Raw genomic sequence first — 19,159 nt, forward strand, 5'->3', positions numbered from 1 at the left:
CCACCTGTCCCAACACCTCGCCACTCCCACTTCGGCGCCTGCAACGGCGCGCATGGCCCCGCTGTTTTCCGTGCGCCCGGACGCCGAGGCGTCGAAGAAACTCTAGGCATTCCGCAACGAAGCATCAAGACGCGCTTGACCCGGATCAAGACCCTCGCGGTCAGCGCGGGTTAGCGTGGTGTATCGCCAAGCCCGGAACAGGAGGCGTCCCCATGGCCAAACCCTTTCCCCTCAACCCCAAACACCCCGAGCGAGTCTGCTGGGGGTGCGACCGCTACTGCGCCGCCAGCAAGCTCGATTGCGGCAATGGCGCCGACCGCACCATGCACCCGGCCGAGACCTTCGGTGACGACTGGCATGAGCAGGGCGATTGGGGGTTGCCGCCATCAGACGCCGGCGACGAGAGCCCGTCGCCCCCGACAACCTGACGAAAATTCCCACAATGCCTGTTGGATAAGCGCCGCGCCGGCGTGCATCATGCCAACGATGCACGCCGGCGTTGCGGTTTCCGCCACCTCTCCGGTCACACCAGAACAAGATCGAATGAGGCCGCGACGTGGTTGAAAGAAGGCATTTCAGTGATGCCCTGCAGGGCTCCAACCTGCGCTTCACGGGCGAAAAAGGGCAGGCGACCATCGCTCAGGGCCGGGTCGGTTTTATCCTGCTCGAGCATTTTTCCCTGCCGGCCTTCACCCAGGCCCTCGATACCCTGGTGACCGCCAACCTGATCCAGGCGGCATCTTTCACCACCCGCACCTTTACCCTCGATGGCGGTTCCCGGGTCAGCGACCTGGGGTTGGTGATCTGCCCGGACGCCCCGTTGAATGCCGCGAGCCTGGACGATCTGGATCTGTTGGTGGTGTGCGGCGGCTTGCGCACGGTGCTCAAGCCGATCCCGGAGCTGACCCAGATCCTCCAGCGTGCCGCCGAAAAGCAGGTGGCGCTGGCCGGCCTGTGGAATGGCGCGTGGTTCCTCGGCCAGGCCGGGCTGCTCGATGGCCACCGCTGCGCCGTGCACCCCGAACACCGCGGCGCGGTGGCCGAGATCGCCAGGGACAGCCAGGTCACCAGCGAAAGCTACATGGTCGACCGCGACCGCCTGACCGCCGCGAGCCCGGCGGGGGCGTTCCACATGGTCCTGGAGTGGATCAACACCTTGCATGGTCGGGGCATGGTTGACGCCATCGTCGATATTCTTGCCTTCGAAGAGTCCCGCTACCGTCGGGCGCGGCCGACCTTGCACGAGAAAATGAGCGAGCCGCTGCGCGAAGCCATCAACCTGATGAGCGCCAACATCGAAGAGCCCCTGAGCCAGGATCAACTGGCCCATTACGTCGGCCGTTCGAAACGGCAGATCGGCCGGTTGTTCATGACCCAGCTCGGCACCACGCCGGTGCGCTATTACCTGGAACTGCGCATCACCGAAAGCCGGCGACTGTTGCAGCATTCCGACCTGCAACTGATCGAGGTTGCCCTGGCTTGCGGCTTCGTCTCGCCCAGCCATTTCAGCAAGTGCTATGCGTCCTTTTATGGCTACGGGCCGTCGAAGGAGCTTCGCCATGGGCTGGTGAAGGGCAAGAAGGTGGACGAGGTGAAGTGAGCGAGGGGCAGAATTGCGGGTGTTGCTGACTGCCCCATCGCCGGCAAGCGGAGTGCCGCCTTTAACCAATCACATACTGCAACACCACTTCCAGCGGATGGCGCAACTGCTTGTCCGCCAGTCGCTTGACCTGGCTACGGCACGAATACCCGGTCGCCAGCGGCTCGCCTTCCTTCTCCAGCTTGCCGGCCCAGGACTGCTCGAAAATGGTTTTCGAGGTTTCCTGATTACGTGCTTCATGGCCGTAGGTGCCGGACATCCCGCAGCAGCCCGTCGCTTCGGTCGCGAGTTTCAGGCCCAGGCGCGCGAACACTTGTTCCCACTGTTTGGTACTGGCCGGTACGTTGGTCTTCTCGGTGCAGTGGGCCATCAGGCGGAAGTTGGCCGTCTTGCCGCCGACGTGCTCGGGCAGCACATCCATCAGCCATTCCTGCGGCAGCAGCACGTTCGGGCAGCCTTCCAGGCCGGGGACTTTCTGGTATTCCTGGCGATAGACCAGGGTCATCGCCGGGTCCAGGCCCACCAGCGGCACGCCGCAGTCGGCCAGGGCCTTGAGCTGGGTGCCGTTGCGGATCGCCGCTTTGGCGAAGGCGCCAAGGAAGCCCTGCACGTGCAGCGGTTTGCCGTTGGCGCTGTACGGGGCGAGGAACACCTTGTGGCCGAGGCGGTGGGCGAGGTCGATGAACGACGCCAGCAGCGGCGTTTCGAAGTAGCGGGTGAAGGCGTCCTGGACCAGCACGATACTGCGCTCGCGCTGTGCCGGGGTCAGTTCGCGCAGGGCCGGTACGCTGGCGGCGCGGACGTTGCAGCGGGTCAGGGTGGCCTGGAAGTTGAAGCGGCTGATCAGCGGGCTGTCGACCATGCCGATCTGGTCCGCCAGCAGCTTGCTCACCCATTTCGAGCCCATCACCGCGTTGTACAGCCCCGGCGCGTGGGCCAGGTACGGAATGGTGAATTCCAGCGAGCCGATCAGGTAGTCGCGCAGCGGACGCTGGTAGCGCTTGTGGTACAGCTCGAGGAAGCGCGAGCGGAAGTCCGGCACGTTGACCTTGATCGGGCACTGCCCCGCGCAGGACTTGCACGCCAGACAGCCGGCCATGGCGTCGTAGACCTCATGCGAGAAATCGGCCTGGCCACGTTGCTGGGCGCGGCTGTTGCGCAGACGTTGCGGCAGGCCCTTGAGCCAGGACGCCTTGTTCTGCGCGGCAGCCAGCACGTCGATATTGGCCGCGCCTTGCAGGCGCAGCCATTCGCGGATCAGCGAGGCGCGGCCCTTGGGCGAGTGACGGCGTTCGCGGGTGGCTTTCCACGACGGGCACATGGCGTCGTCGGGGTCGAAGTTGTAGCAGGCGCCGTTGCCGTTGCAGTGCACCGCGCTGGCGTAGCTTTGCCAGACACGCTCGTCGATCTGCCGGTCGTGCTCGCCACGCAGCGGCGCTTCGTTGACCTTGATCAGGCCTTCGGCGCTGTCCGGCGGGGTGCAGATCTTGCCGGGGTTGAGCTGGTTGTGCGGGTCGAAGGCGCCTTTGAGGCGTTGCAGCGACGGGTACAGCGCGCCGAAGTAGGCGGGCACGTATTCCGAACGCAGGCCCTTGCCGTGCTCGCCCCAGAGCAGGCCGCCGTAGCGTTGGGTCAGCGCCGCCACGGCATCAGAAATCGGCTTGACCAGCGCGGCCTGGGCCGGGTCTTTCATGTCCAGCGCCGGGCGCACGTGGAGCACGCCGGCATCGACGTGGCCGAACATGCCGTAGGTCAGGCCGTAGCCGTCGAGCAGGGCGCGGAACTCGGTGATGTAGTCGGCCAGTTGCTCCGGCGGCACTGCGGTGTCTTCCACGAACGGCTGCGGGCGCACTTCACCCTCGACGTTGCCGAGCAACCCCACCGAGCGCTTGCGCATGGTGTAGACCTTGGTCACCGCGGCGGAACCTTCGGCCAAAGTGTGGCCGAGGCGCTCGACGCTGCGGTCGGCCTGCAGGTGGTCGATAAAGGCGGCGACCCGGGCGTTGACCTCGTCCGGCTGATCGCCGCAGAACTCCACCAGGTTGATGCCCAGCGTCGGTTTCTCGGGGTCGGCCGGGAAATATTCGGCGACGCTGTGCCAGACGATGTCCTGCATCGCCAGCATCAGCACCCGCGAGTCCACCGTCTCGATCGACAGCGGCTTGTGCGCCATCAGCGCATTGGCGTCGCGCAGGGCGTCCATGAAGCTGACGTAGCGGACGTTGACCAGCACCGCGTATTTCGGGATCGGCAGCACATTGAGCTTGGCTTCGACCACATAGCCCAGCGAGCCCTCGGCGCCGCACAGCACGCTGTTGAGGTTGAACAGGCCGGCGTCGTCGCGCAGGTGCGCGAGGTCGTAGCCGGTCAGGCAGCGGTTCAGTTTGGGGAAGGTGCTTTCGATCAGCTCGCCCTGGGTTTCCTGGATCTCGCGGGCCATGCGGTAGACCTCGCCAACCCGGCCGGGCAGGGCGCAGGCGGCGTCCAGCGTGGCGTCATCGATCGGCAGGCTGTGCAGGCGCTCGCCGCCGAGCAGCACGCTGTGCAGTTCCAGCACGTGGTCGCGGGTCTTGCCGTAGGTGCAACTGCCCTGGCCGCTGGCGTCGGTGTTGATCATGCCGCCGACGGTGGCGCGGTTGGAGGTGGACAGCTCCGGGGCGAAGAACAGCCCATGGGGTTTCAGCGCGGCGTTGAGCTGGTCCTTGACCACCCCGGCCTGGACCCGCACCCAGCGCTCCTCGACGTTGATTTCGAGGATGCTGTTCATGTGCCGCGACAAGTCGACGACGATGCCGTCGGTCAGTGACTGGCCGTTGGTGCCGGTGCCGCCGCCGCGCGGGGTCAGCTTGATCTGCTGGAAACGCGGCTCGGCCATCAGCGTGGCGACCCGCGCCACGTCGTCGGCATCCCGCGGGAACACCGCGGCCTGGGGCAGGCGCTGGTAGATGGAGTTGTCGGTGGCGAGCACCGTGCGGGTGCCGTAGTCGGTGCTGAACTGGCCACGGAAACCGGCGGCGCGCAGGGCATCGAGAAACGCGGTGTAGTCGGTGGCAGGTGCGCTCACCGGCAGTTGGGCGATCATCACGGGATGGCCTCTTTATAGGTCGGGCTAATCATGAATACCTGACGTGAAGGTATGGTCAGTACGTCGCCAGGTAGTGGATGATGCCAATGATTCCCGAGTCTTGCGCGGCGCACAAACGGATAATGGCGCGGCCTTTGATGAGTTTTATGAATGAATTACCGAAACTTGACCCCGTCGATGTCGCTGCTGCTGGCATTCGAGGCCGCGGCCCGGCATGAAAGCTACACCCGCGCGGCAGTGGAATTGTCCCTGACCCAGAGCGCGGTGAGTCGCCAGGTCCAGGCCCTGGAGCAGCAATTGGGGGTGGTGCTGTTCCGCCGCGAAGGGCGCACGGTCAAGCTCACCGAGGTGGGCCGGGTCTACCAGCGGGAGATCAGCGAGGCCCTGGGCCGGATCCGCAGCGCCACCCTGCATGCCATCGCCCACCAGGCCGGCGGCGGCAACCTGCGCCTGGCGACGCTGCCGACCTTCGGCTCGAAATGGCTGCTGCCGCGTCTGCACGAGTTCTATCGCCGCCACCCCGAAGTGCTGGTGCACATCAATTCCCGGATCGAACCGGTGGACTTCGCCACCAGCGGCATCGACGCCGCCATCGTCGTTGCCAGCGGCGACCAGCCGGGGCTGATCTGTCACCGGCTGCACGCCGAGGAGTTGGTGGTGATCCTGTCACCGGCGCTGGCGGCTTCTCGCGAGGTGTGGACGCCCGAGGTGATCAGCCGTCAGCCGCTGCTTAGCGTCGCCAACAACCCGCATGCCTGGGGCGACTGGTTCACCCACCATGGCCTGGCCCATCAGGCCATGCGCCTGGGCCCGAGTTTCGAACTGACTTCGCACCTGATCCAGGCCGTGCGCGCGGATATCGGCATCGGCCTGGTGCCGCGGATCCTCATCACCGATGAACTGGCCGACGGCACGCTCGCCATCCCGGTGCAGCCCTATGCCAGCGCCCGCAGCTATTACCTGGTGTACCCGCCGCGCAACCAGTCGCTGCCGGCGTTGGAGGCGTTTCGCGAATGGTTGCTGGAGGAGCCGGATATGCGGGCTTGAGGGCGCTGAAAAACCAGCGCCCGGTCGCCAATCACCTCACCGATCCTGATCCAGCACCAACGGCAAATACAGGTTGGCAATCGACAACAGTGGCCGCTGATCCTCTTCCAGTGATGAATACAAGGTCAGCGAGAACAGCCACTCACCCCCTTCACGTTGCGGGTTGACCTGCCCATACCAGGTGTCCACCGCTGTCTGCAGATTACCCGCCGTCCCATCATCGAGAATCTGGTTGGGATACAGGTACACCGGAGTCTCGCTGACCAGCCCGTGGCTCGGGTCCTCCGGGTCGGTTGCCAGTTCATAGGCATAGGCCACGCCGAGGGTGACGCTCAGTTCACCCGCGCTGGCGGCGGCACCGAACAGGGTGTCGAACGCGGTTTGTAGCGCGGCGCTGACGGTGGTCGGTGTAGTGCTCAGCGGCACGCGCTGGTCCCAGGCGTTGAATGGCGTTGCGACGCTGGCGGCTTCCACCCGGTCGGTCTGGAAGACGAACGCCGGGTTGGTCGCGGGGCCGTCGGCACCGAGCAGTTTCTGGTTGCGCCGGACCAGGATCGAGCCGGTCGCGTTCTGCCAGCGAGCCACGTTGAGGCCGACGAAACTCAGGCTGAAGGTGGGCCAGGATGCCGGCACCTGGGCATCGTCCGGCACCCGGTACAGCGACTCCGTCGCCGAAACGTCCTCGCGCAGCAAGGTGACACTCAGGCCCGCCGCGGTGAGGGCGGCGACCTCTGGCCAGTTGCCGTCCGGGCCGATGTCGGCGCTGGCGGCGGTCAGGCTCAGGCTGGCGACTTCGCGGCTGCCGACTTCGGAACCGTCGCGGTCGGTTACCCGCGCCTGGAAGCTGAACTGGTCGCTGTCGCCGTTCTGCGCCAGGGTGTTCGGCGTACTGACCAGGCGCTCGGTCCATTTGCCGGCCACGGCGCTGGCGAGGTCGCGCAAGGTATCCGCGGCATTGCTCTGGGTCGGCGTCAGTGGCCCGGCGTCGGGCAGGGCGCCGAGGATTTCCCAGAGCGGATCGGCCACTGCCACATAGCGCGCCAATTGCACGAACAGGTCTTCGTCACTGGTGGCAAGGAGCATTTGCTGGCCCGGGTGCAGGTTGTAGCGGAAGGTCAGGCTGACATCGTCCTGTTCGGCGTGTTCGTGGGAGTAGGTAAAGCGGTGATCCCACAGCGGCATGCTCGCCAGGGTGGCCGGGCTGTCTACCCGCAGGTTGGCGCGCAGGCGCTGGCTGCGCAGGTTCTGCCGCAACGCGGGGCTGAGGGCGGTGGCCGTGGCGCGCTGCTCGACGATCACCGGCAACGCCGGGAAGTTGCGCAGCGGGATCGGCACCGAGACTTCGCCCAGGTGGGTGGTCAGCGCAGCCGGCAGGTTGGCGCCACCCAACGGCGGCACGAAGGTCAGCCATTGCGAGGCGGCATAGCCGTCGGGCAGGCCGGCGGTGCTGATATTGCGCTCCATGTCGGTGATGCCGAAGGCCATGTTGGCGGTGACCGCCCGGTGCGTGGCCGGGTCGGACTCGGTCAGCAGCAGGGTGATGAAGGGCGAGAAGTCGGTCAGCCAGCACTTGCCCGCGCTCATACTCCACGAGCGGTCTTCGCCGCCGCTGGTGACCTGGACGCCGCCGTACAGATCGGCCGGCAGCAGGCCGCTGGCGGCGTCTTGCCACGGCGAGGTCACGCTGCGGTTCAGTTGCACCAGGGTCGAGGCGCTCCAGGCTCGCGACAGGCTGACCCCCAGTTGTTGCTCCAGGGTGGTGGCCGCCGCGGCCTGACCGCTGACGGTGTCGGGATCGCTGATTTCCAGCACCGCTGCCAGGCCTTCGGGGATCGAGCCGGCGAGGCTGCGCTTGACGGCCACCAGGTCGCTGAGGGTCTGCCGGGTGTCCACGCTGCGGTACAGCGCGGCGGCGTTGCTCGCCCCGAGAATGCGGTCGACATCGGAAAGGAAGCGGCTGGCCCACGGCTCGACATCGATGCCCTGGAAGTCGCGTTCGCTGCTTGCCGTGGACAGCGTGCCGTCCGCCAGCAAGGCCTGGATCGGTACGTCCTGGCGGCTGACCAGGCTTTTGTACAACGGGGTCAGGGCGAAGAAGCGTGGCTGCGGTCCCGCCGCGCCGGGCACCGTGGTGGTGCCGGCGATGGTCAGGGCGCTGATGCCTGCCGGGCCGAAGTCCACGGCCCAGAGGTCGCGGCTGTCTTCGAGGGCGCGGCCGGTGGCGATGCGTAGTTGCGGCAGTGCGGTACGCATGGCGACGATAAAGGCGTTGAAGGCCAGGCCGCCGCCTTCATCCTCGGCCACCGGTGCCTGCGGCGCCGGGATCAGGCTGCTGCTGGTGGCGACACCGCTGCCATCGTCGGCGGCGAAGTCCGGGTTGATCAGCGCCGCGGGACGGCTCAGTTGCAGATGGACACTGAGCGGGAATGACGGTCCCGGATAAGGGCCCTGCGCACCGATCGGCAGGCTGATGCGCACCGTGGCCGGTGGCACCAGGGCCCGTGCGTCGGCGGCGAACAACGGTTGATCGAGGTTGGCCGGGGTCTCGACGATGACCTGGGCGTTGACCTGCACGCCGGCTTCGGCGAAGCGCACGATCAGGCTGTTCAGGCAGTCGTTGGCCTGGGTCTCGACCTGCACCTCGCTTTGCGGCGCAGCGAGGCTGACGCCGGCGGCGATCAACCCCGGCGTGCCGGCGTTGGCCAAGGCAAAGGCCCCGGCGGAAACCCCCAGCAGCGCGGCAATCTGCGCTGGAGTGGTCGCGCTGGCAAACAGGGCCGGCGGGCAGATCAGCAGGGCATTGCTGGCCAGGGCACTGCTGTTGTCGCCGATGCTGGCGAGCAGGTCCGCCAGCGTCGCGCCCGCGGCTTGTTGCTGGAGCTGGGCCAACGTTGCGGCGAGGCTCTGGCCGCTGCTGGCGGTGGTGATGCTGTAGCTCACTCCGGACACGGCGATGAGCAACGTCACCCCGCCGGCGATCAGGCCGGGCATGTCCAGGTTGGCGTCGGCCAGGGCCTGGCTGGCGTCGGCAACGCCCCAGTCGAAACGCGGCGCGATGCTGTCGAGGCTGTCGCCGGCCTGCACGCTGTAAGGCACACGAAGCGCGCTGTCCGGCGCCGGCCAGGCCACCCGGCCGGGCAGGGCGAAGGCGCCGTCGGCGGGCACCGCCAGGTCCGGGTTGGCCTGCAACAGCAGTTCGGCCGGGCAGGCGTGGGCGTCGGCGAACTGGTGCAGGGTCTGTGCGCCATCGGCGGCGATGCCGGCACCGTCGTTGAAGTCGCCCAGGTAAAGCAGGGTGCCCATGTCGAACAGGTTAAGCGTGGCGGTGTTCAACGCCGCCAGCGCGGTCTGGTCGAGACCGCTGCCATTGCGCGCCAGCGTGTCGTCATGGCCGGCGACCCACACCGTGCTGGAAATCATTTGGCTGGCCTGGAAAATCCCCGGCAGCGCCTGATGACTTTGCCCCAGGTCCGCCGCAGTGACGTTGACGCCCTGGCTGGCGAATGCCGCGCAGACATCCAGCAGCGAGCGGATCGGGTTGGGCGCGTCGCTTGTGGTGACGGTGATCGAGACCAGGGTGTCGTCGGACACGGCCACCGCGAAAGTGAAGCCCGGCGTGAGGATGGCCGCGCTGGCGTTGTCGCTGGCCAGCAGGCCCGGCAGGGTGCCGAGGGCGTTGGCCAGGGTCGCCAGGTTGGCGCTGCCGTCGCCGGTGCTGCGAGTCAGCGGCGGCGAGACCGCCAGCACCGCGCCGCTGCGCAGCGGCAGGTCGCCGTTGGCGGGCGAGGCTAGCAGCGTTTCGGCGCTGATCACCGGCCAACCGCTGGGGCGGGCGGTGCTGGCGATGGTCGTCGCGCTGTCGTTCTCGGCGACGATCGCGTAGGCCGGCACTGTCAATAGCGCTTGCGCGCCGAACAGTGCCTGCACCGGCACTTCGGCGTTGGCCACGGCCATTTCCGCCGGGCGCAGGCCGTAGTCCTGTTGCAGCGAGGTGAGGGTGGCGCCGGCCGGCGCGCGGGCAGCGCCGAGGCTGGCGGCGCTGGCGCTGAAGGCCTGGGCGGCGGCGGCGAAGCGCCACAGCGGTGCCTGTTCGATGCTGTGCGCTGCGCTGGTGTCGAGGCTGGTCGCGACGCTGGCGGTCAGCGGCTGGCCGAGTTGGTAATAGGCCTTGGCGTAGGCCTCGGCCTGCCGGTCGGCAGTGGCCGCAGCGGCGTCGCCGGGCTGGCTGGGCGACGGCATCACCGTGGCCGGGCGCGGTTCCAGGCTGATCGTCAGGGTCACGGCGTCCTCGACGCGGGTCACCGCGTACGCGCTGACCAACGCCGGCCAGTCGCCGACGCCCAGCAACGGGTCGGTGTAGCCGCTGGGCAGGATGACCTGGCCCTGGCCAGCGGGCGGGGTGGCGGTCTGGTTGCCGAGAATGTCCTGGAAGGTCAGGTCGACGGTGGCGGACGGCAGGCTGGCGGCCCAGCCGAAACCCCGGTAGGGGTCGGCGTCCGGGTCCGGCAGGCCGGGCACCCGTGGCAGCGGCGACGGCGTGGCGAAGCGGTACAGCGGCAGCACCTGCTCATAGCGCCAATACGGATCGGCTTCCAGCGCTTCGCGTTTGTCCCGCAGCAGGCCACGGCGGATCAGGCGTTCGCGCTTCCAGGCGGACGGCGCGTTTTCCTCGACCGGGGTCGGCGGCGCCGGCATCCCGGAAGCTGGCATGGCAAAGGGCGAGCCGGCGACGGCCGGAATCGCCGCGCCAAGCAGGCTGAACAGGCGCCGCGCCTGCAGTTCGGCGCTGCTCGGGGTGTCTTCCGGCGGCGCTTCGAGGGTCAGGCTGAAGCCGACGCTGCCCGCCGGCACCAGGGCCTGGAGTTGGGTGTCGTCTTCGTTGTGGTCTTCGGCATAGAGGGTGCCGATGGTCGCGTCCAGTCCCGGCGCGATCAGCGCGCAGGTGTTGAACGGCAGCAGCGGACGGCCTTGCGGCGCCAGTGCCTGCTGGCTGCCGGCGATCACCAGCAGGTCGATGCTGGCGACGCCGTTGGCATCCAGGGCGCTGGCCGGCAGGCCGCTTTCCAGGCCGAAGGTGTAGCCGGTGCCGCCGACCACGCTGCCTTCCCAGAGCAGCGTGACGAACCGTTCCAGATCCGCCAGCGACGCGGCCGGGGTCGGCTGGTCGCCGTCGCGGGCGAGGCTGCGGACCCGACCGAGGCTGACGTCCGGCGAGCGCGGCACGCTTTCCGTGGACAGGTTGGCCTGGATCAGCCAGGTCTGCTCCGGCGTGCCCGCCAGCACACTGATGCCCGCAGCATTACCGGCGTTCGGCGCCGGTTGCGCGAGCACCTTGACCACGCTGCCGGCGCCTTGCCCGGTCGCCAGCCAGGCGCGCAAGGCGAGCAGGGTCGGGCGCTCGGCCTCGTCCACGCCTTGCAGGGCGAACAGGGTCAGGGCGTCGTCGATCTGTTTGATCGCGATCGGGATCCGGCAGCCCCAGGTCGCGTTGCTCACGGTGACCGCATCGCGTCCGGCGGCGGCGCCTTGTTCGGTGGTCAGCAGGTCGTAGGCCACCGTCGAACCGGCGAGGGCCTTGGCCCGCAGGTCGGCGGGCAGCGGCCAGAGGGTCGGCTGGGCGCCCACGGGCGGGGCGTCCATGCCGGGGATCGGCAAGGCCACCGGGGTTTGCAGCTCGATGCGCTGGGTCAGGCCGTAGGCGCGTGGCGAAACCACGGCGAGGCGCATCGGCGCCGGGCCGTCGACCACCGGCAGGGTCAGGCTGGTGGCGGGGCCCATGGCGATGATCTCGGCGTTGCTGTAGCTGTACGCGAGGCTATCGACCACGGCAGTGGGCACCACCATGCCGGCGGGCGCGGCGGCGCGGGAAAGGAAGCCACTGTTCACCGCCTGGCGACCATCGGCGACGGTGCTGTCCACCAGGCTGATCCAGGTGCTCTGGGCGGTCAGGGTCATCTGCAAGGCAATGTCGCTGGCCTTGGTTGGGTCGCTGTCGACCGCCAGGTCGAACTGCTGGCCGGTGAGGTCGTAGAGCGGCGCGGCCTGTTGCGGGTCGGCGACGACGTGGCCGTCCACGGTCACCGGTTGCGGTGCGCGCAGGCCGGCCATCAGCGAGCGCGAGCCCTGGTTGACGATACGCGGTAGGGCAGCGCCGCCGAGGATGTCGTTGAGCAATTGCGCGACGGTGGTCACCGGCACCTGGGTGACGGTCAGCTCGGTGCCGATGGCGTACAGGCCGGCAACCGTTTCCAGGCGCTCGGCAGCATCGGCCACGCTCAGGCCGTAGGTGTTGGCGATGACGGTGAAGCTCAGCGAATCACCCTCGGCCGCCTTGGCCACGGCCGCCGGCACCGGCACCAATGCCAGTGGCGCGAGGAACGGCGCCGCGCCGGCCCAGACGAGGATCGCCGACCAGTCATAGGTCCAGGTGCCGAGGGCCGGATCATCGGCATTGCCGCTCCAGCTCACATTCAACAGCAGGCGTCGGGCCAGGACCTCGAGGCTTTCGCCCGGGGTCGCGAGCACGCCGCTGCTGGCCGGCAGGCCGTAGCTGCCATCGCTGCCGCTGACGGCCGTGAGGAAGTCCTGCCAGTCCGCCGCTTGCGGCGGCGAAGTGTCGGGGTAGACCTGCACCAGCGCCAGGGTCGCGGCGATCCGCGCCACGGTGTCGCCGGGCTGGGTCAGGTAGGTCGTGGTCGGCGTCACGGCATTGAAGCCCAGCGGCACCACCAGCGACTGGCCGGGTGGCAGCTCCTGGCTGTCGACGCTGAGATCGTCGCGGGTCAGACGGGAAATCAGCTCGGCGTTGCCATCGAACACCGCCTGGGCGTACCAGTCCGCCGGAATCAGTTGCGGCTGCCGGTAGCGCACATAAGCGGTGGCGGCGGCGAGCAGGCGGCTGGTCGGGCCGTTGCTCCAGGTGCGTGCTGGCAGGTCGAACGGCGTGCTGGCGTCGAGCAGGGCGGCCGAAGCGCCCAGGCCGGTATCGCCAGTGCTGTCGCTGAACAGCGTGACGGTGCTGGTGAGGTTGAACAAGCTGGCGATCGTGTCGAGGGTCTCGGCGTCGGCCACCTGGTGCAGCACTGCGCCCAGCTCGACGCTGGTCAGGGCGAAGGCTGCGCCGGCGTTGTCCTGGGCCAGCACTTCCGGGGCGATGCCCAGGTTCACCGGCAGGCGGCTGCCCACCGGCGCAGCGGCCAGTTGGGTTTCCAGGTCGGGGTTGAGGAACAGCAGTTCGGCGCTTGTGGCGCCGAGGGCCTGGGCCACGCTTTCCACGGTGTCGCCGGCGCGTACCGGGTAGTCGATGCTCGCCGTGGCGAAGCGCGCCGCCAGTTCGGCCAGCGACTGGCCCTGGCCGCTGCCGTTGTCGGCGACGCTGATGTCGGTGCTGGCCAGCAGGTCCTGGGCCTCCTGCACGGCGGCCTTGACCAGCATCAGGCAGTAGTCGCGGAAGATGAAGGTGGGGAAGGACTCGTAGGTGGCCGGGTCGTCGGTCTGCGGCCGCGGCCCGCTGGCGCCGCCCACCGGCAGGTACTGGCCCATGTATTGCGCCAGGTCCCACTCGTACCAGGGACCGACCAGGTTGACCTCGGCAAAATTCAGCGTGCCGCCCGGCGTGCCGCTGCGGGTCAGGCCCGGCGGCAGCGGTGCGACCATACCGCCGACTTCGAGGGCATCGGTGTCGGCGCCGGAGTCAGGGTCGGCGGACAGCAGCAGGTGCAGGTTGGTGGCGAACAGGGTGTCGAGTTTCGCCCAGGCGAAGGCGTCATCGGCGGTTTGCGGGTCGTCGAGGGCGGCGGCGAGCAGCGCCAGTTGGCCGGCGGTGAGCGGGTCGGTTTCGGTTTGCGGGCCGTCCGGAATGGCGTACAGCGCGTAGAGCAGAACGGTGCGTACCCACAGGTCGGGCGTCAGGCTCTGGGTGTCTTCGGCACTGGCCGCCAGGGCGTGATGTTGCGCCGAACGCAGCGCTTCGCCACGGGCGGTGGCGGCGTCGGGATCGACCCCGGAGTTGGCGCAGAGGATGAACGCCGCACGGTACAGCGGCGCCGCGTCAGGTTGCGCGACGCCGCTCCAGGCCACCGGCAACTGGCCGATGGAAATGCTCGGCAGCAAGTAGAGAAGGGCCTGACGTGGCTTGCCGTCGGGCCACAGGCTGCGCGACGGGTTCCAGTTCCAGTCGCTGTCCTGCACCGTGCCGAGCAGTCCGGCGCCGCACTTGCGCAGGCTGACCTGATGCAGGTGTTGGTCGCGCAGCACGGCGATACGCTGGCTGCGGTTGCGCCGTGCCCGGGGTCCGCCACCGAGGGCCAGACTGCCGGCGCGGCCGGGTGTGGCCAGCAGCCGGGCGTTGCTCTGGAAGCTTTTCGGATCGCCACCGGGGGCGACGATCCACGGCGTCTGCTGCACCGAACCGAGGGTGAAGGCCAGCTCCAGCGAGACATGGAAACTGAAGGAAATCTTGATAAACAGGACCTTCACCTTGGCCTCGGCGCGCACCGAAACCTTGAGGGTGAATTCGGTCGGCCGGTAGCACTCGAACAGCGCGCTGACCTGGGCATAGGCCTCCAGGCTCACCGAGACTTTGATCACTTTGAAATCGACGTAGCCGTAGACCTTGCCGTGCAGCGCGGCGATGCCCTGGGCGCGGAAATACTGCGCCGACGGCAGCCCGGCGCTGGACGGGTTGAACCAGCCGAGCACGCCCTGGAAGATCACCTGCACTTCGACATAGGCGCCGCCGCCGAGGATGCCGGCGCGGATCTCGCGACCGACGCCGACGGCCAGGCCGATGCCCAGTTCCAGTACCGGCGAGAAGGTGCCGTTGGTGATGCGCGGCACTTGGGTGGAGGTGACGCCGTCGAGCAGGCCGAAATAGATCCCGCCACGGCCGATGAAGATATAGGCCTGGACCGAGAACGAGCGGCTGAAATCCTGGTTGTACGGGAAGCCCAGGTCCACCTTGAAGTTACCGTTGGTGTAGACCTCGATCACCACCGTGCCGAGGGTCAGCGAGGCGACCCCGAGCTGGAAGGTGCGGAAGGCATCGGGCAGGCGCAGTTCGACGCGGAACATGCCGACGTCGTCGGAAATCTTCTTGTACAGAATTTCGAATCGCAGGCCGGCGAGGCTGCCGGCCTTCTCGCCATTCAGGCCCACTGACAGGCCGTAGAGGATCGGGTCGTTGAACAGGAAACCGAGGTCGACGGTGCCGGCCATCAGGCCGATGTCCAGGCCGATCAGCCACTGGCTGTCGGCGGAAAAGGCGATGGTGCCGGTGGTGCCCGGCAGGTTGTTGGGGTTTTCCACCGGGCGCATGAACTGCTTGAGCAGGGCCAGGTTGCCGGCCACGGTGTCCACCGGGTTTTGCAGGCGGATGCGCTGGCCGATGCCGAGGTAGCGCAGGTCCACCAGCGCCGAGCCGGTGCCGGGCACGGCGGGCGGCGGGTCGTTGACCACGTCCCAGGCCAGGGCGTCGTCGCCGGTATAGGACTTGCCCAGCAGCGAGCCTTCGAGGATCAGCTCGACCTTGCCGGCGCCGGCGCGGGTGTAGCGCACGCCGATGGCCGAGAGGCTGCCGAAACCGAGATCGACCTTGGCCTTGTAGACGAATTCGACCTGATTGTTGGTCGGGTCGAGGGTGAACACGAAGCTCGACAGCTCGATGCGCTTGAGCACGTCCCATGGCGCGTCGAGGGTGAAGCCCAGGGTCGGCGCGGCGAGGTTGACCAGGTATTCGAGCATGTCGCCCAGGGTGGTGCCGCCGAGGTTCACCGACACCACTTGATGGCGCGGGTTGGTGGTGCTGTCCTTCTCGCCGCGCCAGGCGGTGATTGCCTGGACCCAGATAGTGTCGACGTAGACCTTGAGCAGGTAGGTCGGCTCGTCGACGCCGACGTCCATGCCCACCTCGACGCCGATGCGGTTGATCGAGAACTCGCCGCTCAGGCGGCCCGAGGCCGGTTTGTCCGCCGGGGTGCTGCCGTCCCGGGCGATATCGATGCTGGCGGCCGCCGAGATTTTCAGCGGCGTGCCGAACAGCTCCGGGGTCCAGCGCATCGAGATGGTGCCGCCGAGGGCATAGGACTGGTCACCGGTGGCGAAGCTGACGTCGAGGCGGTCGACCATCAGTACCGGCACCGAGGCGGGTGCGCGGCCAAGGCCGAGGAACTGCGAGACGAGGTCGGTGAGGTTGATGCTGGTGCCTTGGTAGAGATGACCGGCGAAGAGCCAGCCCTGGGGCGTGTCCGGGTTCTGGATCGGATAGCTGGCGGAGAGCATCAACCGCGGGCTTTCGTAGTCGTCTGGTGCGGCATCGGGATAGAACGAGAAAACACCCGACAGACCGCCACCGACGCGGCCACTTTGTACCGCGATCCAGAAATCGATCTGTTCGAGCACCAGGTCAATTACCACCAGGTCGACGGTCCAGCCCTGGCCAGGCTCGGGTTCGCCTGAGGACGGATCGAGGAAGACCACGGTGGTGCTGGCGTTGTACATCTGGCCGAGGGGGTCGGCGGAGAATGCCAGCGCGGATATCACCGCGCTGCTGAGGCCTCCCGCTGTCGGGCCCGGTGCTCCGAAGTAGTAAGAGAACGCCTCGCCGATCGGAATGTAGTCGCCGGCCTGCATGCTGCCTTCGATGAACAGGTCGGGAAGGGCGACACTGACATTGATGTCCACCTTGTCCTGCGCGCCCTTGGCGCCGAAGCGCAGGGCGCCGCTGACCGAACCTGAGACCGAACTGACGCTCTTGCCGCTGGCATTGTTGCTCCAGCCCCAGATCCAGCGTGTACCGACGTTGTGCAAGGTGACGAAAGGCACCGGTGGCGTCCACTCCTGGTCGGAGCCGATGGACACCACGAGAAAGCGCAGGGTCGGCAGGACATGGTCTTTGGGGGAGGTGAAAAACAGTTCGACGCTGCGGAACCGAAAGGTCTCCATCAACGGGAAGTTATCCGGTAGCGGCAATGCCGGAAGGCCGAACAGGGTGGTCAGTTGCGCCATGCCGCGGACGATTGAGGCATGCTGCGGGTCGAAGACTGCTGTCATATGCCACTCGGGACCTGCGGTGAGCACCTGGGTGGTGACGGTTGCCACCAATGCATCGGCGCCGCTGCCGAGGGTTACGGTGCCCAGAAGATTGGCGACTGAGAACGAGGTCCTGTCCCACTGCTGTTCATCCAGGTCGTCACGTACCACCAGTTCCAGCCCCAGGTCACGCAGGCTCAAGCCGCCCGGGCCACCGGCGAGCCCGCTCGCGGGGTCGATGGGCAGCGTTGCGGAACTCGCGGCGGTTGCACGCAGGGTCATAACCACCGCATGGGTCCAGTCCGCCGGCATCTGCAATGTGCCGCTCAAGGCCAGTGGCCAGGGCGCCAGCAGGTCGGCGAACGTCTCGAACACGGCAGATTCCGGCAAGGCCCCGGAAAGCGTCAGGCTGGCCTCGGGCCGGCTATCTGCGCGGAAGACCGGGGCGGTCAGTCCCAGAGACAACAGGAAGGAAGGCCCCCAGATGACAGACATGTCATCGCTTTGTAAGCGCTCGCTGTCGGGCAGACCCGCGGGGTTGAAAAAGCGCTGGAACGTCCAGCCCGGTTCAGTGAGCGCCATCGACAACTGAAAAACGCCTACCTGGTCTTGCTGTTCGGTGTACAGCAGCGTCACGTAGGCGGCGAAGCGCATGCCTTGCGGGTCGCCTGGCTGGCCGTAGCGACCGTTCCCGGTCAGGTTTACGCGATCGAGTCCCTGAGTGATGCTTGCCGCGCTGATCACATAGCTATCGGTCAGTCCGAACAGTTGGAGCACACCTCTCAGTCCCGGCAAACCCGGGTTGGCCGAGACTGCCCAGAGGTCGAGCGTCTGCTGCGGGGTGATGGCGGCCTTGAGGATCGCGTACGTCGAAGACAGAGACATGAATTACGGCCTTTTGGCAGGAAACGGGGTGGTCAGGCGCGGGGCCAGGCGGTGCGGCTGCGCCGGAGCGCGAGCGCGACCGGCATCGTTGGCGGGGCGGTCCTGCCGGGGGGATACGGCTGCGGCGGGTGCTGCCGGTGACGGCGGCGCCGGAGTACCGCTGGCGCGGTAGACGAAGGTGTGGGTGGTTAGCAGTTCTTCGGCACTGCGCACAATGAGGGACTCATCACTGGGCAAGCGGTTGCTGGTGACACCGCGAAAGTCGATGAGGAAGTCCAGCGGCCGTGGCAGCAGCGTATAGATCCAGTTCATGCCTGCGGAAAAGGAGAGACTGGCGCTGTAGGGCGGCGTGGTGAAGCCGATGTAGGGCGAGAACGCGACCATCGGGCTCGACACCTTGGTGCTGTCGTAATAGAGCGTCGAATACAGGTTCTGCGAGGTAAGGATGGTCTTGAAGCCTCGCTGATCATAGAGGCCGGGCTGCAGGGCATAGTCGACGTTGGTGGTGGTGAAGTGACGTCCGTCGCCCACCAGTGGATCGGACCACCAGGCCTTTGTTTCTGCGTAGTCGAGAAACAACTGGCTGGTTTCCAGCGATGGGTGGCCATAGCGCTGAACGATATCGGCGCTGGCGATCACGGTCTTGCCGGCCATGCGCTGGGCGTAGGTTTTGACCACTTCCCGATTGACGTCGCTGATGACTGCATCTTTCACGTTCAAGCCGAAGGTGGTCCTGCGGCTACCGTGGTGTGGCAGCAAGACCATGTAGCAGTTGGGAATCGTCCCGTCGAAGAAGCTGTTGATGTACTGAAACGTTGGAAAGGTGGCATCGCCGCCGATGACCGCGCAGTAGTGGTTGCTGCCGGCATTCACGGCCAGGACCAGCACCAGGCTCTTGGAGTTGGCTTGGTCGCCGTCGGGCCGTGTGGAGATATGGTCTTCCTCCGTGCCAACCCGCTCGGTCTTGTATGGCGTGTTGGCAGCGAGCAGGAAGACCCCGAAGTCTTCACCCCCCCACAACCGGCCCTCTGTAAAATCGCTGCGATAGTTGCTGGCGCCAACGGGAAACCCTCTGACATCGAAGTCTGGAATGAAGGTCCTGGCTTTCAACAGGGTGAGGAGATTGACGCTCTTCTTCTTTACGGTGGCGATCCCGTCGTACCAACTGTAACGGCCGCCATAGCGGACGCGACCGATGGTCATGTTCGGCAGTAATTGCAGAAGACCCAGCAGTGGATCTACCTCTGTCTGGTTTCCGTACAACAGGCTGACGTGGTCTTTGTCCTTGTGGGAAATGAATATCGCGTCGATGTGGCCGTTGGGACTTTCCCGTTGCAGCGCCATGTTCTTCAGGAACTCAAGGGTCGGGCGCCCGGCGGTCTTGGAGTTGTGAGACGAACCCAGGTCGAACAGCGCCAGCGCAGTGACCTTGCCATCCTTGTCATAGACCGCGAACAGGGTCGACATGCCTTGGCCGACATCCAGCGAATACACACGAAAGTGGCTGCTCATCG

At 67.0% G+C, this 19,159-nt stretch carries 6 protein-coding genes; 3 read left to right on the forward strand and 3 right to left on the reverse strand.

Going from position 1 to position 19,159, the window contains the following annotated elements:
- Positions 1-212 precede the first annotated feature (212 nt).
- Complete coding sequence (locus CKW37_RS16495) at positions 213-428, forward strand: DUF3079 domain-containing protein (protein ID WP_095156765.1); 216 nt, start codon at positions 213-215, stop codon at positions 426-428.
- Between the two features lie 128 nt (positions 429-556).
- Positions 557-1,600, forward strand: a complete 1,044-nt coding sequence (locus tag CKW37_RS16500) for a GlxA family transcriptional regulator (RefSeq protein WP_095156766.1) — start codon at positions 557-559, stop codon at positions 1,598-1,600.
- 61 nt (positions 1,601-1,661) lie between these two features.
- Here CKW37_RS16500 and CKW37_RS16505 read toward each other — a convergent pair whose 3' ends face one another.
- A complete protein-coding gene (locus tag CKW37_RS16505; RefSeq protein WP_095156767.1) occupies positions 1,662-4,682 on the reverse strand; it encodes an FAD-binding and (Fe-S)-binding domain-containing protein in 3,021 nt (1,006 codons plus the stop codon).
- 153 nt (positions 4,683-4,835) lie between these two features.
- Here CKW37_RS16505 and CKW37_RS16510 point away from each other — a divergent pair, with 153 nt between their 5' ends.
- Positions 4,836-5,732: a LysR substrate-binding domain-containing protein gene (locus tag CKW37_RS16510; protein ID WP_095156768.1), complete on the forward strand. Its 897-nt coding sequence runs from the start codon at positions 4,836-4,838 to the stop codon at positions 5,730-5,732.
- Positions 5,733-5,768: 36 nt separating this feature from the next.
- Here CKW37_RS16510 and CKW37_RS16515 read toward each other — a convergent pair whose 3' ends face one another.
- On the reverse strand, positions 5,769-17,645 hold the full coding sequence (locus CKW37_RS16515; RefSeq protein WP_095156769.1) for a LysM domain-containing protein: 11,877 nt from the start codon (positions 17,643-17,645) through the stop codon (positions 5,769-5,771).
- 3 nt (positions 17,646-17,648) lie between these two features.
- The gene (locus tag CKW37_RS16520) at positions 17,649-19,157 is read right to left on the reverse strand and encodes a hypothetical protein (protein WP_095156770.1); all 1,509 of its coding nucleotides are present in this window, start codon (positions 19,155-19,157) and stop codon (positions 17,649-17,651) included.
- Positions 19,158-19,159: the final 2 nt, after the last annotated feature.

It is taken from the genome of Pseudomonas sp. Irchel 3E13 (assembly GCF_900187455.1).
Lineage (GTDB): Bacteria > Pseudomonadota > Gammaproteobacteria > Pseudomonadales > Pseudomonadaceae > Aquipseudomonas.

What these genes read in the sequence shown, in the direction of transcription:
- CKW37_RS16515 (WP_095156769.1), bottom strand. Translation starts at nt 17,645, where the DNA reads ATGTCTCTGTCTTCGACGTACGCGATCCTCAAGGCCGCCATCACCCCG.
- CKW37_RS16495 (WP_095156765.1), top strand. Translation starts at nt 213, where the DNA reads ATGGCCAAACCCTTTCCCCTCAACCCCAAACACCCCGAGCGAGTCTGC.
- CKW37_RS16510 (WP_095156768.1), top strand. Translation starts at nt 4,836, where the DNA reads ATGAATTACCGAAACTTGACCCCGTCGATGTCGCTGCTGCTGGCATTC.
- CKW37_RS16520 (WP_095156770.1), bottom strand. Translation starts at nt 19,157, where the DNA reads ATGAGCAGCCACTTTCGTGTGTATTCGCTGGATGTCGGCCAAGGCATG.
- CKW37_RS16505 (WP_095156767.1), bottom strand. Translation starts at nt 4,682, where the DNA reads ATGATCGCCCAACTGCCGGTGAGCGCACCTGCCACCGACTACACCGCG.